This window comes from Affinirhizobium helianthi, assembly GCF_042680945.1.
Taxonomy (GTDB): Bacteria; Pseudomonadota; Alphaproteobacteria; order Rhizobiales; family Rhizobiaceae; genus Neorhizobium; species Neorhizobium helianthi.
Genome location: NZ_JBHUEQ010000004.1, coordinates 161,548 through 187,487 on the forward strand (window position 1 = coordinate 161,548; position 25,940 = coordinate 187,487).

The following is a 25,940-nucleotide window of genomic DNA, read 5'->3' on the forward strand; positions in this document are numbered from 1 at the left end:
GTTGGAGCATATTCTAAAGAAGATAAACAAACGACGAACGGATGACTGCAATCTTTGATATTTGATTTGAAGTGGTTTCTCCCTTAACGCTGCATTAGGAATTAGAAGTTCAAGAGAGCGCAGACGGATCCCTCTGCGCATCCCCTTGACCTGAGGCGAACTCAGCGGTTTGCCATCTTCGCGAAGCTTTCCGGGTAGCGTTCGCCCTTTACATTCATAGGCGACAGTCGATCTCCGATTTCTTTTAGCTCATCAGCTGTCAATACGAGGGTTGTTGCTGCGATATTCTTTTCCAGATTGGCGATCTTGGTCGTGCCGGGAATGGGAACGATGAAGTCTCCCTGCGCCAGTACCCAGGCGAGCGCGAGTTGACCTGCGGTGACGCCCTTCTTCTCGGCCATCTGCTCGAGCAGTTGAACGAGCGCGAGGTTTGCGTCGAAGTTCTCTTTCTGAAACCGAGGCAGGCTGCGGCGGAAATCGTTCTCGACCAGACCCTCCAGCGTTTTCAGGGTGCCCGTCAGTGCGCCGCGTCCAAGCGGCGAGAATGGCACGAAGCCAATGCCCAGTTCCTTGCAGGTATCCAGCACGCCGTTCTGTTCGGGATCGCGCGTCCAGAGCGAATATTCGCTTTGAATCGCGGCAATAGGGTGGACGGCATGGGCGCGGCGTAGTGTCTCGGCGCTGGCTTCGGAAAGGCCGAGAGCGCGAACCTTGCCTTCACTGACCAGATCGGCCATTGCCCCAACGGTATCTTCGATCGGCACATCAGGATCAACGCGGTGCTGGTAGAAGAGATCGATAACCTCGACGCCAAGGCGCTTGAGCGACGCTTCGGCAACAGCCCGAACATGCTCCGGGCGACTGTCGACGCCAGAGGGCCGCTCTGCCTTTGCTGCATCGCCAATGGTAAAGCCAAATTTTGTGGCGATCTGAACCTTGTCGCGGAATGGCCGCAGACACTTGCCCACGAGTTCTTCGTTAGTGAAGGGGCCGTAAACCTCTGCCGTGTCGAACAGGGTAATACCCAGTTCCACCGCGCGTGCCAGCGTTGCTGTGGCCGAAGCTTCATCGACGGCTGGACCATAGGCATGGGTCATGCCCATGCAACCCAAGCCCAGAGCCGAGGTTTCCAGTGAGCCGAGTTTTCGCGTTTGCATGATGACCTTCTCCTACAAAGCAGCCATTGCTCCAAACGCAGTGGCTTCCGGTATGATGATGTAGAGTTCCAGTCCAGGAGGTCAGCGTTGCTGCTGCCGTTTCAGACCGGTTGCACCCGAACGGATAGACAGATGGCGTCCGGTCATCTCGTTTCGGCTCCTAGCCGAACTGGATCCTGTAGCGCACATAGCCGTCCGATTGGACGAAGCTGTCGTATAATGCGCGCGCCGTCGCGTTGCTCTCGGCGGTATGCCAATAGAGGCGGGACCAGCCGTTCTGATTTGCGAGATCGACGAGATCGCGCACCAGAGCACGGCCCACGCCTTTTCCGCGCTGTGAGGCATCCACGAAGAGATCTTCCAGGTAGCAATGCTTGCCGAGTGTCCACGTGCCTTCATGGGTGAGGCAAAGCGCAAAACCTTCCATTCGCCCATCGACCTCTGCGACGCGCATGAAGATGGCGCTTTTCGGGTCGAGCGCCCTGGCCCAGGTACGACGCGTGATATCCGGTGAGACAGACGCCTGATAGAACGCGAGATAGGCGGCCCAGAGTTCAAGAAAACGGACCTCATCGCTCGCTGTTGCCGCGCGAACCCTCAATGCCATCAGCTCATATCTACCTTGTCACGAAGAGCGTACCAGCAGGCGAAGAAATGGCTGCTGCACGGTCATCCCCCGGATCGAGGAGGACAACGCTAATGCGGGGCCTGACGATACGCAATTCGATTTGATTATTAATTTGCTTTCGCGTGGCTGTTCAAATCGATTGCTTCGGTCGAACGGCCTTCGTAATGTGCGCAAAACATGAAGGAGGAATTGATGTTTCGTTTCGGTATTCTCTCAACCGCCCGCATTGGCCAGCAGGCGGTGGTTCCCGCCATTCAGGATGCGGAGAATGCCGTTGTTTCCGCCATTGCAAGCCGTGATCTTTCCCGCGCCCGCGAGATGGCGGATCGCTTTTCGGTGCCGCACGCCTTCGGCTCCTATGAAGAGATGCTCGCCTCCGATGTGATCGATGCGGTTTACATCCCCCTGCCGACAAGCCAGCACGTGGAATGGACCATCAAGGCGGCAGAGGCGGGCAAGCATGTTCTGTGCGAAAAGCCGATTTCTCTGAAAGCGGCAGAAATCGAACGGTTGATTGAGGCGCGGGACCGAAACAAGGTTCTGATTTCTGAAGCTTTTATGATTACCTATGCGCCCGTATGGCACAAGGTGCGCGATCTGCTGGCTGAAGGAGCCATTGGGCGGCTACGCCATGTGCAAGGGGCTTTCTCCTATTTTAACCGCGACCCTTCCAACATGCGCAACATTCCTGAACTGGGTGGCGGCGGTCTGCCGGATATCGGCGTCTATCCCACCATGGCGACCCGCTTTTCGACAGGGAAGGAGCCCCTACGGGTTCAGGCGACGACGGAGCGCGATCCCGAATTCAAAACGGACATCTATTCCAGCGTGAAGGCCGATTTCGGTGATTTCGACCTGACCTTCTATATCTCAACCCAGATGGCGGCGCGTCAGGTCATGGTGTTTCATGGAACCGAAGGCTTCATCGAGGTCAAGTCGCCCTTCAATGCCGACCGCTATGGTGCAGAAGAGGTTGAGTTGACCGATCAGAAGCGCGCCCGCTCGGAGATATTCCGCTTCCCGGATAGCCGCCAGTACAAGCGCCAGGCCGAAGCTTTCGCGAGTGCCGCGCAGGGCAATCGTTCAGAGGTGGTGACGCTGGAGAACTCGCTGGCGAACCAGCGTTTCATCGATGCAATCTATCGCGCCAGCGAAAAGGACGGCTGGGAAGCCGTTTAACGGCTTTCCTTGTTTCGGCTGTGATGCCGGAATACGAAGCGCGAATAGCCGAAGAAGGAATAGAAGGTCGCGGTTGCCGAGCCACAGATGACCGCGACCAGGGGCTGAAGCGAAGGCAGGCCCCGCATCAGCAGGGAGTAGACCGCATAATTGAGGACGGCCGAGGTAATCCCCACTACCCAGTAGCGAAACCCTTCCTTCGCCAGCGAATGGGGTGACCGTCCGAAAGTTCGGCTTCGATTGATGATGAAGGTCGCCGCCATCGCTGCCATGATGGCTGGAATGCGGGCGAAGAACGGACTGAAACCGGCTTTTGCGATCAGCAGATGCGTCAGCCCGGCATCGATGACGAAACCGATGCCCCCCGCAAGAAGAAACCATGCCATGCGCTTCAAGCTGCGGCGCTCCCGCTTCTGGGCCGTTCGACTATGACGGGATGGTCGGCACTCGGCGGCGAGACCGATTGAGCCGAGAACAACTGATCCGGCTGGGCAAGATAGTTCAGCCGCAGGAGCTCGTTGCGCCCGCGTGCCACCGAATCCAGAATGATGCCGGCAGTCAGCGAAACCGAGGACAGGCTGACCAGCATCAGTGACAGCATCCAGGTCGGCATGCGTGGAACAAGGCCGGTTTCCACGTATTCAATGAGAACGGGAACCGAGAAGGAAAAGCCCGCGGCGAGCAGGCACAAGGCAACGAAGCCGAAAAATGCAAAGGGCCGCGTTTCCTTCATCAGCATGGCAAACATGCGTAGAATGCGGAAGCCATCGCGGAAGGTCGAGAGCTTCGAGACAGACCCTTCCGGCCGTCGTCCATAATCGAGTTCCAGTTCTGCCACAGGCAGATTTAGCCGCGATGCGTGGACGGACATCTCTGTCTCGATCTCGAAACCTGCGGAGATGGCCGGGAAGCTCTTCACAAAGCGGCGGGTAAAAATGCGATAGCCGGAAAAGATATCGGTGAAACCCGTGCCGAACAGGCGGCGGTAGAGCAGATTGAAGAGCCTGTTACCGAAGGCGTGCCCTTGGCGACCGGCATTGGCATGAACGCCGCGCCGGGTGCCAACCACCATGTCGACCCGTTCTGTGAGCAGTGTGCGGACCAGCTCTTCGGCATCCTGCGGCGCATAGGTGCCGTCACCATCCGCCATGATGTACAGGTCCGCGTCGATATCGGCAAACATGCGCCGCACCACATGGCCTTTGCCTTGTCTGCGTTCCCGGCGAACTTCCGCGCCCGCCAACATGGCTGCGAGTGCCGTCCCATCGGTGGAGTTATTGTCGTAAACGAAGATGCGCGCCTGGGGCAGAGCCGCCCTGAACCCCCGAACCACGGCGGCAATGGTCGCAGCTTCGTTGTAGCACGGCAGGAGAACGGCAATTCTCATATTGCAAAAGGCAGCATCATCCATGGCGAACTCAATACAAAAGCGCTGTTCCGCCGGAAGACGGATGCTGAACGCAGCGGATTTTACTATTTCTTGAGAAGGTTAAAGCTAGGTTTCGAAACCATCCGCAGGCGAGGGAAGAGCTTTATGACCTATTCGATGAGCGGCCAGGCCTTTCCGGGGGATGAGCGCAAGGCACCTGCCGGCCTGTTCAGCCACCTGATTCCGAGTGTCGCCGTCTATGCTGTCATTCTGATCGTCGCCATCCTCGGCTTTTACCTGCCCACCACGACCGATTACATTGGCCCGGACAATGACGATGTCATGCGGCTTGTCGAAGTGCGTGATTTTCTCAATGGGCAGGGCTGGTTCGATCTCACCCAGTATAGGCTCGGGCTCGAGGGCGGCACCCTCATGCACTGGTCGCGGCTGGTAGACCTGCCGATTGCATCCCTCATCCTGTTGTTTTCCCTGTTTACTGATAGCCGGGCACAAGCCGAGGCGCTGGCTGCCATGGTTTGGCCGCTGGGGCTTGCTGTCGGGTTTCTCTTCTCGCTCGGCTTGGCATGCAGGCGTCTCGGTGGGGTTGCCACCATGCATATCGGCCTCGGTATTGGCGCGATCTACCTCTTTACGACGCTGCGCTTCTATCCGGGTGCGTTGGATCATCACAATATTCAGCTGACTGTGTTGATGTTCATTGCCGCCATGCTGGTGGATCGCCGGATGGGCGGCATGAGCCACGGTTTTGCAGGGTTTTCTGCTGCCTTTGCCATGGCAATCGGTGCCGAAACATTGCCTGTGGTTGCGATGGCCTGTGTGATCGTGGCGCTGCAATGGGCATGGCATGGAAAACAGTTTGAACGGGCAGCCCGCAGCTTCGGCTTGGCCCTCACGCTTGGCATTTCCTTCTTCTTCCTGGCCACCGTGCCGCCATCGCATTATGGCACGGTAACATGCGATAACCTGTCCCTTGGCTTTTATGCGCTTGCAGCGATTGGTGGCACAGGCTTGTTCCTGGCCGCGCGGTTTGGTTCGGCATTGGATCTGAGACTGCGCATTGCGTCGCTGGCCGGGCTCGGCCTTATCGTGGGCCTTGCCGCATTGCTGATTGCGCCGCAGTGCCTTGGCAATCCGCTTGGCGATCTCGATCCGTTGCTTGTTTCGCTCTGGCTCAATGCTGTGGTGGAAGCGCAACCTGCATTGTCGCAATTGCGGGTGGCGCCCGATACGTTTGGCGGCTTTTATGCGGTCGGTTTCTTCGCCATCATGGTGTGCATTTTCCGGATTCAGGATCGCGAACGGGTGGAAACGCATCTGGTGCTGCTGGCTCTGGTGGCGACCGCCTGGGCCATCTCGCTCATTCAGGTGCGCGGTGCTTTCATTTCTAATGCGCTCGCCATCCTGCCGCTCTCCCTCATCATCACGGATCTCAAGCGTAACTCGAACGCTGAGCCGGAAAACATGAATGCCGGCTTTGCCTATATCATCACGGTGCTGTGCGCAGTGCCTGTCGTTTGGGTCTTCTTCGGTGCAGTCAGCACGAAAGGTATTGGCAACGCGCTGACGCTGCGGGCTCTCACCAATGCAACGGCCACTGCTTCGGACACCGGCAGTTCCTGCCGGGATGTTGCCGATATGCGGGTGCTGGCAGCCATTCCGCCCGTTGTGGTGGCGGCCCCTTCGGACAGCGGCGCACAGATCTTGCGTTACACGCCGCACCGCGTTCTGACGGCGCCCTATCATCGCAATCAGTCGGGAATGCTGACGGAGCTACATATCGGCCTTGCCCAGCCAAAGGAGGCAGAGGCCTTCCTGCGCGGAGCGAAAGTGTCCGTTCTGGCCTTTTGCCCGAACGACGTGCAGACGATGAACCTTGCGCAGATGAAGCCGGATGGGCTCTATGCTCAGCTGGAAAAAGGAAATGTGCCAGCCTTTCTGCAACCGCTGCCAGCCGTTGAGGGACAGCGTTTTCAGCTTTATCGCGTCATACCGTGAGAACGAGGCAGGTCTCGGGTGTCTCTTCGCATCCCGCCTTTGCTGTGGAATACCACCAGCAGCAGGAGGACGCAAATGATTGCCCCATTGAAGCCTGCGATGGCCACCAACAGGCTCACAAGATTGAAGGATGCCTGTAAGACACTGGCCAGCACAAACACCCCAACGATACCAAGGCCGCTTGCCAACAGAGCCGCGACCGAACGACATAGAAGGGCAGAGCAGGCCAGTAGGGCGGCGAGAAAAAATAGCACATTAAGCTCCCTGGTGGCAAAAGATCATGCCATGCAAGATGCATAAGTCTCGCTGTATTTAAGAAGTTTCAAACCTGTATTGGCCGGCCGCATATCTTTCGCAGCAGGTTTAAGGAGCGGTGAACACGACAGGGCGATATGAGGAATTGCGCAGATGAAACTGCGAGGAAAATGCGGTAAGAGGAGTCCATGAACAGGCCTTTCTTCAGCGAGCAGCAAACCAATCTTGCCGAAATTTCGGTGTCAGAGCTTTCCGGTTCGATCAAACGAACTGTCGAGACAGCGTTTGACCATGTGCGGGTTCGCGGCGAGATTTCCGGTTATCGCGGTCCTCACTCCTCCGGCCATGCCTATTTTGCCTTGAAGGACGAGAAGGCGCGAATTGATGCCGTGATCTGGAAGGGCAGTTTTTCCAAGCTCAAATTCCGTCCTGAAGAGGGCATGGAGGTGATCGCCACGGGTAAGGTCACCACCTTTCCGGGGTCCTCCAAATATCAGATTGTCATCGAGACGCTGGAGCCCGCCGGTGCAGGCGCGCTGATGGCGCTGATCGAGGAGCGGAAGAGGAAACTCGCGGCGGAAGGGCTTTTCGATCCGGCCCGCAAGCGTCGTCTTCCCTTCATGCCGCAGGTGATCGGCGTGGTGACGTCTCCGACGGGCGCCGTCATCCGCGACATCCTGCATCGCATCACCGACCGCTTTCCGGTTCATGTGGTCGTATGGCCTGTGAAGGTGCAGGGCGAAGGCTCTGGCGATGAAGTGGCAAACGCCATTCGTGGCTTTAATACGCTGGATCCCCTGGGGCCTGTCCGACGTCCGGATATGTTGATCGTCGCCCGCGGCGGCGGCAGTCTTGAAGATCTCTGGGGCTTCAATGATGAGGCCGTTGTGCGGGCCGCGGCGGAAAGCGTCATTCCGCTGATTTCTGCTGTTGGCCACGAAACCGACTGGACGCTGATCGACTACGCAGCCGATGTGCGCGCACCAACGCCAACCGGCGCTGCAGAGATGGCCGTGCCGGTGAAGGCGGAGCTTGATGCCCAACTGGCAAATCTCACCGCACGTTTGCGTGGCTGCGCCTCCCGTCAGATGGATAATCGTCGCCAAGGTTTGCGCGCTCTTGTTCGTGCGCTGCCGTCGCTTGATCAGCTTCTGGCGCTTCCGCGTCGCCGTTTCGATGAGGCAAGTGCCGGATTAGGCCGTGGTCTGGAACGGACGGCGGTGGCCAAGCGTCACCATCTGGAACGGGTGCAGGCCGGTCTCCGGCTTGAGCTTCTCGTCAACCGCATAGCCGATAATCGCCGCCGGATTGCTGAACAGGTTATGCGCAAGGATCGCTGCCTTGAGCGGCTTCTCCTGAGCGAACGGGGCCGCGTTCAGAAGGCCGAGGCCCGCCTTTCCTCGCTACCCCAGCGGCTCAAGGGCCAGATAGAACGCGAGCAGTTGAAGCTGGCCGCGCTCATGCGTCACGCCGATACGGCTGTTGTCAATGCCATGGGACGCCGCAATTCTGCGCTCAGGGCGCATGACCGCATTCTTCAATCGCTATCTTACAAGAATGTCCTGAAGCGCGGCTATGCGGTGATCCGCGACGAGGATAACCGGCCTCTCACACGTGCAGACGATGTCTCGTCTGGTCAGGTACTCTCCATTGAATTCGCTGATGGTCGCGTGTCCGCCACAGCAGGCGAGGGCGCCCCGCCGCCGACCGCGCCAAGCAGTCAGGCCGTTGCGCCGCGCAAGCGCAGCGCGGCAAAGCCTTCCGGTGATCCGCCTCCAGAGCAGGGTAGCTTGTTCTAACTCTGCTCGAATGCGGACAGATAGGTCGCGAGGAGCCTGTCCAGAGCTGCGAATTCGTCCTGTGAGAGCATCCTGGTCAGTCGGTGCTGGTTTTCGACATGGGCAGTGACTGCCTCTTCGATCACGGCGAGGCCTTGGGACGTGAGACCTATGAGCACGCTGCGCCCATCCTGCGGATTGGGAATGCGCTGCACCAGCCCCTGTTTTTCAAGCTGGTCGATGCGGTTGGTCATTGTGCCGGAGGTCACCATGGTGGTTGCCAGCAGATCGCCGGGCGACAATCTGAAAGGCTCGCCGGATCTACGAAGTGTCGCCAGAACGTCAAAACTTGCGCGGTTGAGGGAGTGCTGAGCAAGAAGCGCCTCCAGTTCTCGGTCGAGATGCGCATAGAGACGGCCCAGACGGCCGAGTAGCCCCATGGGCGCGACATCAAGGTCGGGCCGCTCCCTGCGCCATTGCTGCAAAATCGTTTCGACGTGATCCATCAGCGCACTATCGGAGATTTTATCTTGACGTCAAGATTAATCCAGTTATCTTGACGTCAAGATAACTAGGTTCAAGAGCATGTCTCGTCTGACGGATACACTTGTCACCGCCATTGCACCTGCCGTTTGGGGATCAACCTATGCTGTGACGACACAGATGTTGCCGCCCGGACTGCCGCTGACGGTTGCGGCGCTGCGCGCCCTGCCTGCAGGGCTCTTGCTGCTCGTCATCGTGCGTCGTCTTCCCTGGGGCGCGTGGTGGTGGAAAAGCCTCATTCTTGGAGGGCTGAATTTTGCAGTCTTCTGGGGCTGTCTGTTCGTCTCGGCTTACCGTTTGCCCGGAGGTGTGGCCGCCACTGTCGGAGCCATTCAGCCGCTTATCGTGATTCTTCTGTCATCGCTCGTCTTGGGATCGAAAGTTAGAACCTTGTCCGTTTTCGCCGGGGTCATGGGCATCGGAGGGGTCGCACTTCTTGTCCTCACACCCAACGCTCATCTTGATTTCCTGGGCGTTGCGGCGGGGCTGGCAGGCGCGCTTTCCATGGCAACGGGCACTGTGATGACCCGCAAATGGCGACCGCCCGTGTCGCCGCTCACCTTCACCGCATGGCAGTTGACGGCGGGTGGCCTGCTGCTGCTGCCTCTGGCGCTAATCTTCGAACCCGCATTGCCGTTGCCTACGCCCATGAACCTGACAGGCTTCGTCTATCTCGGCATCATCGGCGGGGCGGTTACCTACATGATCTGGTTTCGCGGCATCTCGCGGATTGAGCCGTCGGCTGCTTCCGCACTGGGTTTTCTCAGTCCGGTCACTGCCGTCTTGCTGGGATGGTTCATCCTTGGGCAAGCCTTGGATGTGCAACAGGCCCTCGGTGTTGCCGTCGTGCTATTGAGCGTATGGCTCAGTCAGTGGGCACAGCTACAACAGAGATAAAATGCGCCTGCTTTAAGCAGGCGCATTTCCATTCAGTCAGGCCCATTCGCCCTTGCGCATCACGGGCGCGCGCGATCCGTCAGCGCGAATGCCGTCAATATCCACCTGATTGGAGCCAATCATCCAATCGATATGGATGAGCGACGAATTTCCGCCCTGTGCCTTGATCTGTTCCGGGGTAAGGGAGGCCCCGTTCAGGAAGCACTTCGAATAGCACTGGCCAAGCGCAATGTGGCAGGACGCATTCTCATCGAACAGCGTGTTGTAGAACAGGATACCCGAGGCCGAGATCGGGGAAGAATGCGGCACAAGCGCCACCTCACCGAGACGACGGGCGCCTTCATCCGTATCGAGCACCTTCTTCAGAACGTCTTCGCCTTTTGAAGCCTTGGCTTCCACAATGCGACCGGCTTCGAACCGAACCTGAATATTGTCGATTAGTGTGCCCTGATGCGAGAGCGGCTTGGTGGAGGAAACAGTGCCTTCCACTTTCAGCGCGTGCGGTGTGGTAAAGACCTCTTCGGTCGGAATGTTGGGATTGCACGTGATGCCGTTTTTGGCCTTCGATGCGCCGCCATGCCATTCGTGCCCCTCGGCCAGACCGACCGTCAGATCGGTGCCGGGGCCTGTGAAATGCAGGGCAGCAAAGCGCTCGCCGTTCAGCCAGCTGGAACGCTTTTTGAGGTTCGCATTGTGATCGGCCCAGGCCGCGACCGGATTGTCATTGTTGATGCGTGACGCCGAAAAGATCGCCTCCGCCAGACGGTACACCGCCTCCTCTTCCGCCACGTCCGGAAACACCTGTCTGGCCCAGGCCGGGTTTGGATAGGAGCAGATATGCCAGTTGATGTCGAAGTTGGAGATTTTCTCCAAGGCTGGCTTGTAGGCAATCGAGGTGGCGCGATTGGCGCGAGAGACCTTTTCCGGGTCTTCATTGGCCAGCATCATCGGGTTATCGCCGGAAATGGCAAGCCGCGCCGCCCCGCCTTCGTAGGCTTTCGCCATCCCCTCGTAGAGCCATCCGGCAGCCCTGTCGAAGCTGGCATCCTGCCCGTGGCGGAAGCGCGCCAGCGTTGTCTCCTCATCGGAATAGAAGGTGGAAACCAAGCCCGCGCCGCCCAGATAGGCATGTTTGGTGATCAAGCGCACCAGCGGAAGGGCGGCCAAAGGTGCCGTGATGACGAGATCCTGCCCCTGCTGCAGTTGAAGTCCAACCTTGACGGCAACCTCCGCCAGCTTTTCCAGCTTCACAGGGTCAACGGCATTTCTGATCTCGGTGTGTAGGGTCATGATCTGCTTCTCTTGGGTTCAGTCTCAGAGAAACAGATAGGCCGCCCTTCAATGGTCCGCAACAACCGAGGCGACAATGGCACCCAGAACGCGCACCGCATCCTGTGGTGACAGACGAATCTGAAGTCCGCGCTGGCCACCGTTCATATAGACCAGCGGCTCATCCATGGCCGCTTGCTCGATGGCAGTTGGCACCTTCTTTTTCTGGCCGAAGGGGCTTATGCCGCCCACCACGAAGCCGGTTGCCTTCTCCGCCACAGCAGGCTTCATCATGGCGGCGGACTTGCCCCCGAAGACAGCGGCAAGTTTCTTCATGGAAACTTCGCGATCGGATGGCACCACCACGCATACCGGCTTGCCATCGACCTCGGCCATAAGTGTCTTGAGAACTCTATGAGGCTCTTCGCCAATTGCCTCTGCCGCCTGCAAGCCTATGCGCTCGGCATTGGGATCGTAGTCATAGGTGTGAACCGTGAACGAGATTCCGGCCTGGGTGAGGGCCTGCGTGGCGCGCGTGGTCTTCGACATGGTGCAACCCAGCTTCATTTGCCCGCAAAGAGGGCTGCGTAGATGTCAGGCTTGAAGCCGACGGTGATGTCATCCTTGGCGACCAGAACGGGCCGCTTGATCAGGGAAGGCTGCGCCAGCATCAGATCGATGGCCTTGGTTCGATCCAGATTGGCCTTGTCTTCGTCCGAGAGCTTGCGGAATGTCGTGCCTGCCCGGTTGAGCAGCGTTTCCCAACCCTTTGCATCGACCCAGGCTTCCAGTTGCTGGCGATCGATGCCCGCAATCTTGTAATCGTGGAAGCTATGGGCAATTCCATTCTGCTCCAGCCAGACCCGCGCCTTCTTCATCGTGTCGCAGTTCTTGATTCCGTAAATCGTTGTCATATCCGCTCCTCAAGCCATCGGTCGAACACTGGATTTCGCCGTAACAATTATCAATTGGTAAAGCCTGTTGCTATCCATGCATGGGTTGCATGGCTCCCATCGCCTCTTGTGCATTGCAAAAAACCGGGGCGAGTCCGATATTTCAGATATCGAAAAGGAGATGACGATGTCTACGAATATCAACAGGATGCGCGGTGGTTTTATTGGTCGTGCCATCGCTGTTTTCGGTGCCGCTGCTTCTGCTTCTGCCGCCGTTGAGGCTGGTCGCAAGCCCAAGAAGCGCGATCTGGTAACGCTGGGGATCGACCCGGCGGCGTTTGACCGTACGTAATCATCTGCGACTGCAGATATTGCCGATACCGAGCCGCGCCTGTCGCGGCTCTTTTGTTATGTAACCTCACTCAGGTGGAGGTTGCATATAATAGGTAAGTTAAACCTAATATTAATCCTGCTGACACATGCTCGCTTACGGGAAACGGGAGTGTGTCGTGAGCGCTTTGTCTTTATCGCTTCGTCAGCCAGAAGCTGAAGAAACCCCTCTGCGGACTGCTGTTGCGCGTATCGCCACGGAAGCGTCGGATCTGGGGCTCCATCTGGTAGATATCGCTGGCGCAATTCAAGACACGGCTGCGCAATCTTCCGAGCAAGCCTCTTATCTTACGCGCATGACTGGAGCCGCCCAGTCTATCGCAGTTGCGAACCGCCAGATTGCCCAAACGCTTGGAGAAACCGATAGCCTGGCCAGCAGTGCTCGAGAAGTGCTCGGCGTCCAATCACAGCAATTGGATGGCTCGATTCAGGCCATTGATCACATGGTCACGGTTTCCCAAGGCATAGGTACCGAGATTCGATCCTTCTCCTCCTCCCTTGGAGAAGTTGCCCGTTTGGCGGAGGATATCGGCACCATCGCACGCCAAACCAATCTGCTTGCCTTGAATGCCGCAATCGAAGCAGCAAGGGCAGGCGAGGCCGGTAAGGGATTTGCTGTCGTTGCCGCTGAAGTGCGCGCCCTCTCCTTGCAGACGTCACAAACGACCTCTTCCATTCAGCAGACCCTTAAGACACTCAGCGAGCGGATCGAAACACTGATTGCGGCGGGCGAGGGTGCCAGAAACTCGGCTGAAGAAGTGCGCACCACCGCACAGCAGGTCAAAGGCTCCTTCCAGCAGGTGGAGGAGGTGATGACGCGAATTCTGAACAGTGCATCTTCTCTGGCTGGCACGACGGAAGATGTTGACCAGCGATGCAGCGAATTTGCCTCTACCATCGCAGTGACGGCCAATGCAGTCCTCAAGTCGAACGATCAGCTGCAGGCGACATCTTCAAGGGTGAACGAGGTGGTCAATATCTCGGAGCGAATGATTCAGGCCATTGCGACTACGGGCATGGAGACAAAAGATACGCCCTATATCAATCTTGCCATGCGGGTGGCTGCCGATATTGGTCGTCTTTTCGAGGAGAAGGTTCAGCAGGGCCGAATTGATCTGGGCTCCCTGTTCGACCGTCAGTACCAGCCCATCCAGGGCAGCGACCCCGTGCAATATCTAACCCGCTTTACCGCTTTCACCGATAGCGTACTTGCCTCCTTGCAGGAGGAGGTGGCAAGCAGCGACGAACGTATCGCCTTCTGTGCGGCGGTAGACGAGAACGGCTATCTGCCAACCCACAATGCCAAGTTCTCTCAGCCGCAGCGGCCTGGCGATGTAACATGGAACACGGCTAATAGCCGGAACCGCCGCATCTTCAATGACCGAGTGGGCCTTGCCGCCGGGCGCAGCAAGGCACCTTTCCTGCTCCAGACCTATCGACGCGATATGGGCGGAGGCAATTTTGTGCTGATGAAGGACATTTCGGCGCCGATTACTGTGAACGGCCGGCATTGGGGTGGATTACGGCTGGCTATTCGAGCCTGATCCTCTCAGCGGGTTCTTTCCGACCAGACAGGCCTGCTGATGCTCTGAAGCAGATCTGGGGCGATGCCATCAATGCGCGCGATGACCGCTTTTGCCAGTTCGCGACCGGCCTGACGCACATCTTCATTCACGGTCAGGATTTCGGGGCGAATCCAGTTGAGAAAATCTGCCGACTGCTTGGACACCATATCCAGATCGTGACCGAGGCGCTTACCGGCTGCCTCCAGCCCGGCCACAAGCGCAATGCTGGAACTGCCGCTGATGGACACGATGCCATCCGGCGGATCGCCGGAGCGCATGAGGCTCTCCATTGAAGACCGCAACGTCTCCAGCGGGGCCTCGCTCGTGACGCGCCCCATGGAAACCTCCCGTGCGCCAGTTTCTGCCAGCGCACGTTCAAAGCCAATTCGGCTATGTAAGTAATAGGACAGCCGTGCTGGCGGTGCGAGAAGTGCTATGTGGCGGCGCCCCTTTTCCACCAGCTTCTTCACTGCCTGATAGGTGTAGCTTTCATTATCGAAGTCGTGGAAGGGATGACAGATGCCCATGTCTGTCCGGCCATGGGTAGCGAAGGGAAAGCGCCGCTCCGTCATCAGGGCAACGCGGGGATCGTCAGGCGAGGTGCGCGAGATGATGACGCCGTCCGCCGAGCCGGTATCCAGAATATATCGAATAGGCACCATCGGGTCGCGGTGATGCACATGGGGCGTCAGTACGAGATGATATTGCGTGCCCGCCAGAACCTCGGAAATTCCGAACATCATCTGGCTCGTGAATCCCATAAGCTCTTCCTCGATGCTGAGGACCAGGGCGATCACATTGGTTTTTCCCGTGCGCAGACGAACGCCCGCACGGTTTGGCTGATAGCCGAGCTGGGCTGCGACGAGCCGAACACGCTCCTTGGTCTCGGTACCAATATCCGGCGCATCCTTCAACGCACGGGAAACCGTGGTGATGCCCAGACCGGTCATGAAGGCAATCGTCTTCAGGGTCGGCCGCGTACCTGCTGCCGCCACGAGGTCGGCTGATTTGGGTTGATTGCCTTCGTCCATAAGCTTCCACCGTTTGCGTGCCTCCTTATAGCCATCTCAGTTGCGTCTGGAAACGGCCTGTAAAGGGTTTCTAAGGGAAGTGCTCAATCACGAGAAACTGAAACGTTACAGTTTATTTCGCAAGCGATTTTTCACAGGCGAGAGACTGAGAAATCAATTTTTGATTGCACAACGCAAGCGCACAATTGTTGCTGCACAGCACAGGTTATGGAAAAATACCGGAAAAATACGCGGGAAAAACGCGAATTTTTTGTCGTTTTTGCCGCATTTTGCGGTTCAGGATGCAATTTTAGGTTTATTCGAAAAAGAGAGCAATTATTTATTAAGAAAAGCGGTTGCGCTTCATGCATGTTTGACATAGCTTTTTTACGGCAACGTTTCAGTGAGGGAGGAGACTCATGATTATGCGTGCTTTGAAAGCCGTTCTCGTGGCAGGCGTCATGCTGCCGGCAGTGCCTGCATCCGCGACAGATCTGGAGGTCACCCATTGGTGGACATCCGGTGGCGAAGCTGCAGCCGTGAAAGAACTCGCCAAGGCGTTTGACGCGACTGGCAATAAATGGGTTGATGGCGCTATTGCCGGTTCCGGCGGAACGGCGCGCCCCATTATGATCAGCCGCATTACGGGCGGTGATCCCATGGGTGCCACCCAGTTTAACCACGGCCGTCAGGCGCAGGAACTGGCTGAGGCGGGGCTGATGCGAGACCTGACCGAGGTGGCCGAAAAGGGCAAGTGGAAGGACATCATCAAGCCTGCCAGCCTGCTTGAAAGCTGCACCATCGACGGCAAGATCTATTGCGCGCCGGTGAATATCCACTCCTGGCAATGGCTCTGGCTTTCCAACGATGCCTTCAAGACAGCAGGCGTTGCAGTACCGAAGAACTGGGATGAATTCGTGGCCGCCGGTCCGGCCTTGCAGAAGGCGGGCATTCTGCCGCTGGCGCTGGGCGGTCAACCATGGCAGTCGTCCGGTGCCTTCGATACGCTCATCATCTCGCTGGGCGGCAAGGATCTTTACATGAAGATCTTCAAGGACAAGGATGCGGAAGCCGCGGCCGGTCCGGAAATGGCGAAGATCTTCAAGGCCGCGGATGATGCCCGCAAAATGGCCAAGGGCTCCAATGTTCAGGATTGGAACCAGGCCACCAACATGGTTGTCACTGGCAAGGCTGGTGGTCAAATCATGGGTGACTGGGCGCAGGGTGAATTCCAGCTGGCCGGAAAGAAGGCAGGAACAGATTACACATGCCTGCCGGGCCTTGGTGTAAACCAGTATCTGACAGCGGGTGGCGATGCCTTCTACTTCCCGCTTCTGAAGGATGAGGCAAAATCCAAGGCGCAGGAAGTGCTGGCTGAAACCATTGTGGATCCGAAGGTGCAGGTGGCTTTCAACCTGAAAAAGGGATCGCTGCCAGTGCGCGGGGATGTTGATCTCGCCTCCGCGAATGATTGCATGAAGAAGGGTCTGGATGTGCTTGCCAAGGGCAATATCCTCTCCAGCACCGACCAGCTTTTGTCGCCTGATACGCAAAAGCAGAAGGAAGATCTGTTCTCGCAGTTCTTCGCCAACGCATCCATGACGCCGGAAGCGGCTCAGAAGCGTTTCGCCGAAATTATTGCATCGGCGGATTGATCACCCCGCGGCGAGCCGGCCGTTCTTCCTCGGAAGAGGGGCCGGCTCTCCATCCCCAACAGGATGATGATGGCATCTGATCGCCCGCATTGGCGCAATCCCAATGCTCGCCCCCCTATGCCCGCTGATGAGGAGGATCTCTTTACATGACAATGCCTGCGCCGGCTGGCAGACCGAACCAGCTGTTTAGAAATTTGAATTCCAAGATCGCCCTGATCCCGATGATCCTTGTGGCATTGGTGGTGTTTCTCGGCGGAAGCATCTGGACGATTGTCTATTCCTTCACCCGCTCCAGCCTTCTACCACGCCTGCAATTCATCGGGCTTGATCAATATGAGCGGCTCTGGGCAGCTCCACGCTGGATCATGTCTATCCAGAACCTTGCGATCTACGGCGTATTGTCGTTGATTTTCAGTCTCGTCATCGGCTTTGTTCTGGCCGCCCTGATGGATCAGAAAATCCGCTTCGAAAATATCTTTCGCACCATCTTCCTTTATCCATTCGCGCTATCTTTCATCGTCACAGGCCTTGTCTGGCAATGGATTTTGAACCCGGAATTCGGCATCCAAGGTATCGTGCGCAGCCTCGGCTTTACCAATTTCCATTTCGACCCGCTCTACAATCCGGATATCGTTATCTACGGCATTCTGATCGCTGGCCTGTGGCAGGGAACAGGCCTTGTCATGTGCCTCATGCTGGCCGGTCTTCGCGGTATCGATGAAGACATATGGAAAGCATCGCGTGTGGACGGCATTCCCATGTGGCGCACCTACCTATTTATCGTCATCCCCATGATGCGTCCGGTCTTCATCACCACGCTCGTTCTCATCGCCAGCGGCATCGTGAAGGTCTACGACCTCGTGGTGGCCCAGACGAGCGGCGGCCCTGGCATAGCCTCCGAAGTGCCAGCCAAATACGTCTACGACTATATGTTCCAGGCTCAAAATCTGGGCCAAGGCTTTGCCGCCTCAACCATGATGCTGATTACCGTTGCCATTATCATCATCCCTTGGGCCTATCTCGAATTCGGAGGTAAAAAGCGTGGCTAATATCTCCACATTGAACAGCACGGCTGCCAGTTTCGATGCTGTGACGCCAGAGGTTGCAGGGCCAAGCGGACGCAAGCCGAAGAAGGTCCTCTCGCGCCGGAACATTATGCTCTATGGCACGCTCACCGTCGCTGCGCTTTATTACCTGCTGCCGCTTTACGTCATGGTCGTCACGTCCATGAAGGGTATGCCGGAAATCCGGCTCGGCAATATTTTCTCACCGCCCGTAGAAATTACCTTCGAGCCTTGGGCCAAAGCCTGGGCAAGCGCCTGCACGGGCCTCAATTGCGACGGTCTGTCCAGAGGTTTCTGGAATTCGGTTCGCATCCTTCTGCCCTCCGTGGTGGTCTCCATCGCCGTGGCATCCGTCAGCGGCTATGCGCTGTCGAACTGGAAGTTCAAAGGGTCGGAACTGTTTTTCTCCATTCTGATCGTGGGGGCCTTTATCCCCTATCAGGTCATGATTTACCCCATCGTTATCATCCTGCGTGAACTTGGGATCTATGGCACGCTATCCGGCCTTGTGATCGTGCACACCATCTTCGGCATGCCCATTCTGACGCTTCTGTTTCGCAACTACTTCGCCTCGCTGCCGGAGGAGTTGTTCAAGGCAGCGCGCATCGATGGGGCCGGGTTCTGGCAGATCTACTTCCGCATCATGCTGCCCATGGCACTGCCGATTTTCGTGGTCGCCATGATCCTGCAGGTCACCGGCATCTGGAACGACTTCCTCTTCGGTGTCGTGTTTACAAGGCCGGATAGTTATCCGATGACTGTGCAGCTCAACAACATCGTCAACTCCGTTCAGGGCGTGAAGGAATACAACGTCAACATGGCGGCAACGCTGCTCACAGGGGCCGTTCCGCTGATCGTTTACTTCATTTCCGGCAGATTGTTCGTCCGTGGCATCGCCGCCGGCGCAGTAAAGGGCTGATCTATATGGCCAATAGTGTTTCAATCCGTAACCTTTCACTTTCCTTTGGTGCGGTCACCGTTCTCAAGGATCTCAACCTCGATATCCACGATGGCGAGTTCCTGGTGCTGCTTGGTTCGTCCGGTTGTGGCAAATCCACTCTGCTGAATTGTATCGCTGGTCTGCTGGAGCCGACCGAGGGACAGATCTTCATCAAGGATCGCAACGTCACCTGGGAAGAGCCGAAAGACCGGGGTATTGGAATGGTGTTCCAGTCCTATGCGCTTTATCCGCAGATGACGGTGGAGAAGAACCTGTCCTTTGGTCTTCAGGTTGCGAAAGTGCCGAAGGCCGAGATCGACAAGCGCGTGGCACGTGCGGCTGAAATTCTGCAGATTGGCCCGCTGCTCAAGCGCCGCCCGGCAGCACTGTCTGGCGGCCAACGCCAGCGTGTCGCCATTGGGCGTGCGCTGGTGCGCGATGTCGATGTCTTCCTTTTCGATGAGCCGCTTTCAAATTTGGACGCTAAGCTGCGATCGGAATTGCGCGTCGAAATCAAGCGTCTTCACCAGAACCTGAAGAATACGATGATCTACGTCACGCATGACCAAATCGAGGCGCTGACGTTGGCGGATCGCATTGCCATCATGAAAAACGGCGTCATCCAGCAGTTGGATGATCCGATCGCAATCTACAACAAGCCGCGCAACTTGTTTGTTGCGGGATTCATCGGGTCTCCCTCCATGAACTTCCTGCGCGGCGAAATCGTGGATGCGGGTGGAAGACCGGCTTTCCGCACGAATGGCGTGGACTTCTCGCTGGACGGTTACCAGGCAAACGGACCTTTGACGACGGGCCGTAAGGTCGTGCTGGGTGTGCGTCCGGAGCATGTAGGCATCGATCAGCCGGAAGCGGCGCGGGAAAGCCATGAGGCCGTGGTCGATATCGAGGAGCCCATGGGCGCCGATAACCTTCTGTGGTTGAAGCATGCCGGTCACACAATGGCGGTCAGAATAGCAGGTGCCCGGCGCTATGCACCCGGTTCCAAGGTTCGCATGAGCTTCGACATGGGACTTGCATCGCTGTTCGATGCCGAGACCGAAGACCGCATTTAAGGATCCTGCCATGACTTCCAGCGTCGATCTTGCCGGCCAATGGCGGCTTTCCTCTCTGGATGAGGAAATGCAGGCCCTGATGCCGATACCGGGAGACGTTCACACTGCCCTCAAGAATGCGGGCCTGATACCGGACCCTTATTTCGGCCGCAACGAGCTGGATCTGCGCTGGATCGCCGATATGGACTGGCAGATCGAGCGGGATTTCACGCTCGAGGATGAGACGGGCGATTGGTATCTTGATATAACCGGCCTCGATACGGTTGCCAAGATCGAGATCAACGGCCAAACGGTGCTTGAGGCGGATAACTGCTTCAAACGATATCGTCCGGATGTCAGCCAGGCCCTTCGGCAAGGTGAAAATCGCATCCGCATTCTGTTCCATTCCAGCATCCGGGAAGGGGCGGAACGGCAGGCGAAGCAACCTTTCTACATTCCTTATTCAACCGCCAATTCGCCCATCCCGAATGGAAACCTGCTGCGCAAACCGCAATGCCACTTCGGTTGGGACTGGAACATCGCGCTTGCACCGCTTGGGCTATATGGAACGGTGCAGCTGCGACGTTTGGAACAGGCTCGCATTGAGCATGTGACAACGAGCCAACAGCATCACGGCGACACGGTTGATGTCACCGTCACGGTTGAGCTTCACGCGAAGACGCAAGGTACGATGCCAGTTCGCCTGATGCTTGGGGAGCAGGAGGTTGAACTGAATGTCGACGTTCAGGCCGGTCTTAGCTATGTAAGTCATGGCTTTCACATTGAGAGGCCGAAACTGTGGTGGCCTGCTGGCAGCGGGGAGCAAAACCTCTATCGGCTAACTGTCGAGACACCCACGGAATCCATCGTCCGAAAGATTGGTCTGCGAACTGTCGAGCTGCTGACGGACGCCGATGAAGCCGGAAGCCGCTTTGCGCTGCGCATCAACGGGCGCGAAATCTTCTGCCGGGGTGCCAACTGGATTCCAGCCGATGCCCTCTTCTCCCTGACCAGCCCGGAAAAAACGCGTGATCTGCTTCAGTCGGCGAAAGACGCCCATATGAACATGATCCGGGTTTGGGGTGGCGGCTTTTATGAGGACGACGGGTTTTATGAAACTTGCGATGAACTCGGTCTCATGGTGTGGCAGGATTTCCAGTTTGCCTGCAACCTCTACCCGTCCACGCCGGACTTCCTGAAAAATGTCGAGGAGGAGGTGGATTATCAGGTCCGCCGCCTGATCTCTCATCCTTCCATCGTGCTCTGGTGCGGTGATAACGAGCTGGTGGGCGCGCTCAACTGGTTCAAGGAATCGCTGGAGAACCGTGATCGCTATCTCGTTTCCTATGACCGCCTGAACCGCACGATCGAGCAGGCGCTGATGAAGGCCGCGCCGGATGCCATCTGGTGGCCGTCCAGCCCTGCCTCCGGCTATCTCGATTATGGTGATGCCTGGCATGCCGATGGCTCTGGCGACATGCATTACTGGTCCGTCTGGCATGAGAACAAGCCGTTCGAGGATTATCGCAAGGTCCGGCCCCGCTTTTGCTCGGAATTCGGCTTTCAGTCCTACACCTCTCTGCCTGTCATCCGCACCTATGCGGCAGAGAGCGATATGAACATCGCCTCGCCGGTGATGGAATTGCACCAGAAAAATGCGGGCGGGAATGAGCGGATTGCGGCCACCATGTTCCGCTACTTCCGCTTTCCGGAAGGCTTCGACAATTTCGTCTATCTGAGCCAGGTGCAGCAGGCGCTCGCCATCAAGACGGCGGTGGATTACTGGCGCTCGCTGAAACCCCACTGCATGGGCACGCTGTACTGGCAGTTGAATGACACCTGGCCGGTCGCTTCCTGGTCCAGCCTCGATTATGGCGGTGGATGGAAGGTTCTGCACTATGTGGCGCGGCGCTTCTTCCAGCCGGTCAATGTCGCTGCCATCCCGTCCGATGACGGAGCGGAAATTCGCTTCTCCGTCGTGAATGACACGCTGCATGATGTGACAGTCACGCTGAACCTGTCCCTCCTCACGCTGTCTGGCGAAAGACGTTTTCTGCGCAGCCTCGATGCTGTGTGCTCACCCGATGCAGCTGTCGTGGCAGTCCGTATGGACGCCGCAGAGATTGCATCCAATTGCCTGCTGGCCTGGAGCTTCACCGCCAGCAATGGCATGGGCGGAGAAGGGCATTACGTTCACGGAACCTATAAGGCGCTTGCGCTCCAGCCAGCCGGTCTTGGTCTTGATGTGCAGCCTGCTCTGACGGGAGGCTATGATCTCACAGTTCAAGCGGCGGGGCTTGCGCTTTACGTGCTGATCGAAAGCGATCAGCCGGGCCGCTTCTCCGACAATGCCTTCGATCTTGCAGCCGGAGAAATGCGGCGCATCACCTTTACCCCCCAAGAGCCAAATGCGGGAGCACCGAACTTCCGCCTTTACGATCTTCACGCCTGCTCGACGGGCAGGGCATTGATTTAATGACCAGCAAGGGCTCAATTTAGCCCGGGAGGATGACATGACCGAACTTGGCTTCCAGCTTTACAGCGCCCGGAATTTTCCGCCGCTTTCCGATATCTTCAAGAAGCTTGGTTCCGCAGGCTATGCGCATGTGGAGGGCTATGGCGGCATTTATGGCAGCATGGATGAAGCTGCCTTGAAGAGCCTGCGCGCCGATCTCGATGCCAATGGCCTGACCATGCCGACCGGGCATTTCGGGCTGGATATGCTGGAGAAGGAGCCAGCCCAGGCCATGCTGATTGCCAGAACGCTGGGCATGGAGGCAATCTACTGCCCCTATCTGATGCCGGATCAGCGCCCTGCTGATGCTGAAGGCTGGTATGCATTCGGCAAGCGGCTTGCCGAGGCGGGCAAGCGGTATCAGGATGCCGGTTACGTTTTCGGCTGGCATAACCACGATTTCGAGTTCCAGACGCTCTCCGATGGATCGACGCCGCAGGAGCAGATTTTTGCGGGCGGCCCCGATCTTGCCTGGGAGGCGGATATTGCCTGGGTCGTGCGGGGCAATGCGGATCCATTCGCCTGGATCGAAAAGGAAGCAAAACGCATCCGCGCAGTCCACGTGAAGGACATCGCGCCAGCTGGCGAAAACACCGATGAAGACGGCTGGGCTGACGTGGGCCACGGAACAGTGCCGTGGAAGGATCTGATGGCCAAGCTGCGCCAGACCTCGGCCAAGCACTTCATCGTGGAACATGACAATCCGAAGGATATCGACCGCCTGATCACGCGCTCGATTGCTTCCTTCAAAACCTACTGAAACTGATAGATTCCGGAGTGGCGCATATGGCCAAGGAACTCGGCGTCGGCATCATTGGATGCGGCAACATTTCCACCACCTATCTTTCGCTCGCCCCGCTCTTCAAAGGTTTGAAGATGCTGGCTGTCGCGGATATCAATCGCAATGCAGCGGAGCTTCGCGCCGAGGAATACGGCGTGACGGCGCAATCGGTCGAGGAATTGCTGGCGAATGATGAGCTGGATGTCATCGTCAACCTCACCATCCCCGCAACCCATTTTGCCGTTTCCAAGGCAATTCTGGAAGCGGGCAAGCATGTCTATTCTGAGAAGCCGCTGGTTCTCTCGCTGGAAGAAGGCGAGGAACTTCGGGCGCTTGCCAAGGCAAAGAACCTCGCCATTGGCTGCGCGCCGGATACCTTCCTCGGTGGCTCGCACCAGCTGGCACGCAAGACGATCGACGATGGCACGATTGGCCGCATCACTTCCGGCACCTGCCATGTCATGAGCCCCGGCATGGAGATGTGGCATCCCAATCCCGGCTTCTTCTTCCTGGCGGGCGGTGGCCCGATCCTCGATCTCGGGCCCTATTACATTGCCAACCTGATCAACCTTATCGGCCCGGTGAAACGCGTGGCAGCGCTCACTTCCATGGCAAGCCCCACGCGCACGGTAACGAGCCAGCCACTGGCGGGAACCGTCATTCCCGTTGAGACGCCCACGAACATCCACGCGCTTCTGGAATTCGTGAACGGTGCGACGATTACGCTGTCCGCCAGCTGGGATGTCTGGTCTCACCGCCATGCCAACATGGAACTCTATGGCACAGAGGGCTCGATCTATGTACCGGACCCGAATTTCTTCGGCGGGACGGTGGAGGCGAGCGGCCGCGACACCGACATCCAGCCTTTGGAAATGTGGGATCACCCCTTTGCCAAGGACAATCAGGAAAGCCCCCGCGGCCCCCGTGCCAATTACCGCACGGCAGGACTTGCCGATATGGCCATGGCGCTGATCGATGGGCGCGATCCCCGATGCTCCCTCGACCGCGCTTTGCATGGCATCGACGTGATGACCTCCATCCTCAAGAGCGGTGAAGAACGGCGCTTCATTGACATGACCACCAGCTGCACACAGCCGGCGGCACTGGGCATTGATGAAGCCCTGGCGCTTCTGCGCTGAGATGCAAGCACTGGCCCCCGACCGATAAGGGGGCCGGATCGCATGGAGAGGAGGAGAGTTCCCATGATCCGCAACCCGATATTGCCAGGCTTCAACCCTGATCCATCCATATGTCGTGTGGGTGAGGACTATTACATCGCCACCTCCACTTTCGAGTGGTATCCGGGTGTGCAGATCCACCATTCCCGCGATCTGGTGAACTGGCGGCTGGTGCGCCGTCCGCTGGAGCGCAAAAGCCAGCTGGATATGCGCGGAAACCCGGATAGCTGCGGCATCTGGGCGCCCTGCCTGTCCTATGCGGACGGCCTGTTCTGGCTCGTCTTCACCGATGTGAAGCGCTATGACGGCAACTTCAAGGACGCCCACAATTACATCGTGACGTCCCCGACCATCGAAGGCGAATGGTCCGATCCTGTCTACGTCAATTCATCGGGTTTCGATCCCTCGCTTTTCCATGATGACGATGGGCGTAAATGGTTCTTGAACATGCAGTGGAACCACCGCACGGAAAGCTATGGCGGTGCACCCAAAACACCTGCCTTTGATGGAATTCTTCTTCAGGAATGGGATGCAAAAACGGGACGTCTGAAAGGGCCCGTCAAGAACATCTTTGCCGGAAGTCCTTTGGGACTGGTGGAAGGGCCACACCTCTTCAAGCGGAATGGTTGGTACTATCTGACAACTGCTGAAGGCGGCACAGGTTACGATCATGCCGTCACCATGGCGCGATCCCGCCAGATTGATGGTCCTTACGAGATGCACCCGGATGTGTATCTCATCACTTCCAAGGATTCGCCCGATGCGGTGCTGCAAAGGGCCGGGCACGGTCAATACGTCGAGACCCCCGGCGGCGAGGCCTATCACACGCATCTCTGCGGCAGGCCGCTGGCTCCCAAGAGGCGCTGCACGCTGGGACGCGAAACCGCCATTCAGAAGTGTGTCTGGCGCGATGACTGGCTTTATCTCGCTCATGGTGGGCCTGTGCCCGCCGTGCATGTGCCAGCGCCGACCGATGTGGAGCCGGCACACGCTCCCGCGAGGATCGATTATCGTTTCGATGGACCCGAGCTGTCGCAGGATTTCCAATGGCTCCGCACCCCGGAGCCAGAGCGCTTGTTCTCTCTCACCGAACGGTCGGATGCCTTGAGGCTGTTCGGACGCGAAAGCATAGGCTCCTGGTTTGAGCAGGCGCTGGTTGCCCGCCGGCAGGAGCACCATAAGTTTTGTGCCGAGACGATGTTGGAATTCCAGCCGGAGACCTACCAGCAGGTTGCAGGCCTGACCCACTACTATAATCGCTACAAGTTCCACGCTGTCGTCGTGACTTTGCATGAGAAGCTTGGGCGCGTCGTAACGGTCTTCTCTTGCCCAGGTGATTTCCCGCATGGCCGCATGGGGTTTCCTGCCGGCAGTGGTGAAGCCATAGGCGACGGTCCGGTTCATCTGGCCATGGAAATCAAGGACAACGACCTGCAATTCTTCTATCGCGTGGGCGATGAGGCGGAATGGAAGGCGCTTGGTCCCGTGCTGGATGCCGGTGTCGTATCGGATGAAGGCGGTCGCGGAGAGCATGGCTCGTTCACCGGTGCCTTTGCGGGCATGGTGGCTTTCGATATTACGGGCCGGGCGAAACCGGCTGACTTCCTGAGCTTCACCTACCAGCCTCTCCAATCTTGAGCATGCGGGCGTGAAACGGGCGGGAGATAACGTTTCTCTCGCCCGCAGCCGGCTCACCGTCCGGCGCTGACACATCCGATCGACGCACGTCTCGCGTCTCCGCGCCGCCCCCGTCACAGACCCTAGAAAATAACTGAATTCCTCGTCGGGCTTCACCGGGCAGATTTT

The 25,940-nt window shown here is 57.7% G+C and carries 24 protein-coding genes; 15 read left to right on the forward strand and 9 right to left on the reverse strand.

Going from position 1 to position 25,940, the window contains the following annotated elements; all coding sequences use genetic code 11:
- Positions 1-161: 161 nt before the first annotated feature.
- Positions 162-1,157 (reverse strand): aldo/keto reductase, encoded by a 996-nt coding sequence (locus tag ACFSE1_RS04160; RefSeq protein WP_377396893.1) that lies wholly within the window; start codon positions 1,155-1,157, stop codon positions 162-164.
- A 160-nt stretch (positions 1,158-1,317) separates the two neighbouring features.
- Positions 1,318-1,764, reverse strand: a complete 447-nt coding sequence (locus ACFSE1_RS04165; protein WP_377396895.1) for a GNAT family N-acetyltransferase — start codon at positions 1,762-1,764, stop codon at positions 1,318-1,320.
- Between the two features lie 213 nt (positions 1,765-1,977).
- Here ACFSE1_RS04165 and ACFSE1_RS04170 point away from each other — a divergent pair, with 213 nt between their 5' ends.
- Entirely contained in the window at positions 1,978-2,964 is a 987-nt protein-coding gene (locus tag ACFSE1_RS04170; RefSeq protein WP_377396897.1) for a Gfo/Idh/MocA family protein, read from the forward strand.
- On the opposite strand, the gene ACFSE1_RS04175 is transcribed toward ACFSE1_RS04170, so the two are convergent.
- Both ACFSE1_RS04175 and ACFSE1_RS04180 read right to left on the reverse strand, forming a co-directional pair.
- On the reverse strand, positions 2,961-3,359 hold the full coding sequence (locus ACFSE1_RS04175) for a GtrA family protein (protein WP_377396899.1): 399 nt from the start codon (positions 3,357-3,359) through the stop codon (positions 2,961-2,963). The two genes, ACFSE1_RS04170 and ACFSE1_RS04175, sit on opposite strands and share 4 nt — an antisense overlap.
- A complete protein-coding gene (locus ACFSE1_RS04180) occupies positions 3,356-4,375 on the reverse strand; it encodes a glycosyltransferase (protein WP_377396901.1) in 1,020 nt (339 codons plus the stop codon). The genes ACFSE1_RS04175 and ACFSE1_RS04180 overlap by 4 nt, the downstream gene beginning before the upstream one ends.
- A gap of 123 nt (positions 4,376-4,498) precedes the next feature.
- Between ACFSE1_RS04180 and ACFSE1_RS04185 the strand changes: the two genes are divergently transcribed.
- Together ACFSE1_RS04185 and xseA are read left to right on the forward strand one after the other, a co-directional pair.
- Positions 4,499-6,349, forward strand: coding sequence for a hypothetical protein (locus ACFSE1_RS04185; RefSeq protein ID WP_377396903.1), 1,851 nt, complete (start codon positions 4,499-4,501; stop codon positions 6,347-6,349).
- Positions 6,350-6,792: 443 nt separating this feature from the next.
- The gene (xseA, locus tag ACFSE1_RS04190) at positions 6,793-8,403 is read left to right on the forward strand and encodes an exodeoxyribonuclease VII large subunit (protein WP_377396905.1); all 1,611 of its coding nucleotides are present in this window, start codon (positions 6,793-6,795) and stop codon (positions 8,401-8,403) included.
- Here xseA and ACFSE1_RS04195 read toward each other — a convergent pair.
- Complete coding sequence (locus ACFSE1_RS04195; protein WP_377396907.1) at positions 8,400-8,888, reverse strand: MarR family winged helix-turn-helix transcriptional regulator; 489 nt, start codon at positions 8,886-8,888, stop codon at positions 8,400-8,402. The two genes, xseA and ACFSE1_RS04195, sit on opposite strands and share 4 nt — an antisense overlap.
- A 79-nt stretch (positions 8,889-8,967) precedes the next feature.
- On the opposite strand from ACFSE1_RS04195, the gene ACFSE1_RS04200 reads away from it, so the two are divergent.
- Positions 8,968-9,822 carry an EamA family transporter gene (locus ACFSE1_RS04200; protein WP_377396909.1) on the forward strand — a complete coding sequence of 285 codons (855 nt, stop codon included), beginning with the start codon at positions 8,968-8,970 and terminating at the stop codon, positions 9,820-9,822.
- Positions 9,823-9,858: 36 nt separating this feature from the next.
- Here ACFSE1_RS04200 and ACFSE1_RS04205 read toward each other — a convergent pair whose 3' ends face one another.
- Genes ACFSE1_RS04205 through ACFSE1_RS04215 form a run of 3 tightly spaced genes read right to left on the reverse strand, consistent with a single transcriptional unit; the run spans position 9,859 to position 12,005 of the window.
- Positions 9,859-11,112, reverse strand: coding sequence for an aminopeptidase (locus ACFSE1_RS04205; protein WP_377396911.1), 1,254 nt, complete (start codon positions 11,110-11,112; stop codon positions 9,859-9,861).
- Positions 11,113-11,160: 48 nt separating this feature from the next.
- Positions 11,161-11,640, reverse strand: coding sequence for a Cys-tRNA(Pro) deacylase (ybaK, locus tag ACFSE1_RS04210; protein WP_377396913.1), 480 nt, complete (start codon positions 11,638-11,640; stop codon positions 11,161-11,163).
- A 14-nt stretch (positions 11,641-11,654) separates the two neighbouring features.
- Positions 11,655-12,005 (reverse strand): ArsC family reductase, encoded by a 351-nt coding sequence (locus ACFSE1_RS04215; protein ID WP_377396915.1) that lies wholly within the window; start codon positions 12,003-12,005, stop codon positions 11,655-11,657.
- 166 nt (positions 12,006-12,171) lie between these two features.
- On the opposite strand from ACFSE1_RS04215, the gene ACFSE1_RS04220 reads away from it, so the two are divergent.
- Positions 12,172-12,336, forward strand: coding sequence for a hypothetical protein (locus ACFSE1_RS04220; RefSeq protein ID WP_377396917.1), 165 nt, complete (start codon positions 12,172-12,174; stop codon positions 12,334-12,336).
- Between the two features lie 157 nt (positions 12,337-12,493).
- Complete coding sequence (locus tag ACFSE1_RS04225) at positions 12,494-13,918, forward strand: methyl-accepting chemotaxis protein (protein ID WP_377396919.1); 1,425 nt, start codon at positions 12,494-12,496, stop codon at positions 13,916-13,918.
- A gap of 5 nt (positions 13,919-13,923) precedes the next feature.
- Here ACFSE1_RS04225 and ACFSE1_RS04230 read toward each other — a convergent pair whose 3' ends face one another.
- Positions 13,924-14,970 carry a LacI family transcriptional regulator gene (locus ACFSE1_RS04230; RefSeq protein ID WP_377396921.1) on the reverse strand — a complete coding sequence of 349 codons (1,047 nt, stop codon included), beginning with the start codon at positions 14,968-14,970 and terminating at the stop codon, positions 13,924-13,926.
- A 40-nt stretch (positions 14,971-15,010) separates the two neighbouring features.
- Here ACFSE1_RS04230 and ACFSE1_RS04235 point away from each other — a divergent pair, with 40 nt between their 5' ends.
- The 9 genes from ACFSE1_RS04235 (at position 15,011) to ACFSE1_RS04275 (ending at position 25,772) form a co-directional block, all read left to right on the forward strand.
- Positions 15,011-15,331: a hypothetical protein gene (locus ACFSE1_RS04235; RefSeq protein WP_377396923.1), complete on the forward strand. Its 321-nt coding sequence runs from the start codon at positions 15,011-15,013 to the stop codon at positions 15,329-15,331.
- Between the two features lie 37 nt (positions 15,332-15,368).
- A complete protein-coding gene (locus tag ACFSE1_RS04240; RefSeq protein ID WP_377396925.1) occupies positions 15,369-16,604 on the forward strand; it encodes an ABC transporter substrate-binding protein in 1,236 nt (411 codons plus the stop codon).
- 146 nt (positions 16,605-16,750) lie between these two features.
- Positions 16,751-17,653, forward strand: coding sequence for a carbohydrate ABC transporter permease (locus ACFSE1_RS04245; RefSeq protein ID WP_377396927.1), 903 nt, complete (start codon positions 16,751-16,753; stop codon positions 17,651-17,653).
- Positions 17,646-18,587 carry a carbohydrate ABC transporter permease gene (locus tag ACFSE1_RS04250; protein ID WP_377396929.1) on the forward strand — a complete coding sequence of 314 codons (942 nt, stop codon included), beginning with the start codon at positions 17,646-17,648 and terminating at the stop codon, positions 18,585-18,587. Before ACFSE1_RS04245 ends, ACFSE1_RS04250 begins: the two co-directional genes overlap by 8 nt.
- Positions 18,588-18,592: 5 nt before the next feature.
- The gene (locus ACFSE1_RS04255) at positions 18,593-19,681 is read left to right on the forward strand and encodes an ABC transporter ATP-binding protein (protein ID WP_377396931.1); all 1,089 of its coding nucleotides are present in this window, start codon (positions 18,593-18,595) and stop codon (positions 19,679-19,681) included.
- 10 nt (positions 19,682-19,691) lie between these two features.
- Entirely contained in the window at positions 19,692-22,136 is a 2,445-nt protein-coding gene (locus ACFSE1_RS04260) for a beta-mannosidase (protein WP_377396933.1), read from the forward strand.
- Between the two features lie 37 nt (positions 22,137-22,173).
- Positions 22,174-22,935 (forward strand): sugar phosphate isomerase/epimerase family protein, encoded by a 762-nt coding sequence (locus ACFSE1_RS04265; protein ID WP_377396935.1) that lies wholly within the window; start codon positions 22,174-22,176, stop codon positions 22,933-22,935.
- Positions 22,936-22,961: 26 nt separating this feature from the next.
- Positions 22,962-24,095, forward strand: coding sequence for a Gfo/Idh/MocA family protein (locus tag ACFSE1_RS04270; RefSeq protein ID WP_377396937.1), 1,134 nt, complete (start codon positions 22,962-22,964; stop codon positions 24,093-24,095).
- A 63-nt stretch (positions 24,096-24,158) separates the two neighbouring features.
- Complete coding sequence (locus ACFSE1_RS04275; RefSeq protein WP_377396939.1) at positions 24,159-25,772, forward strand: glycoside hydrolase family 43 protein; 1,614 nt, start codon at positions 24,159-24,161, stop codon at positions 25,770-25,772.
- Positions 25,773-25,940: the final 168 nt, after the last annotated feature.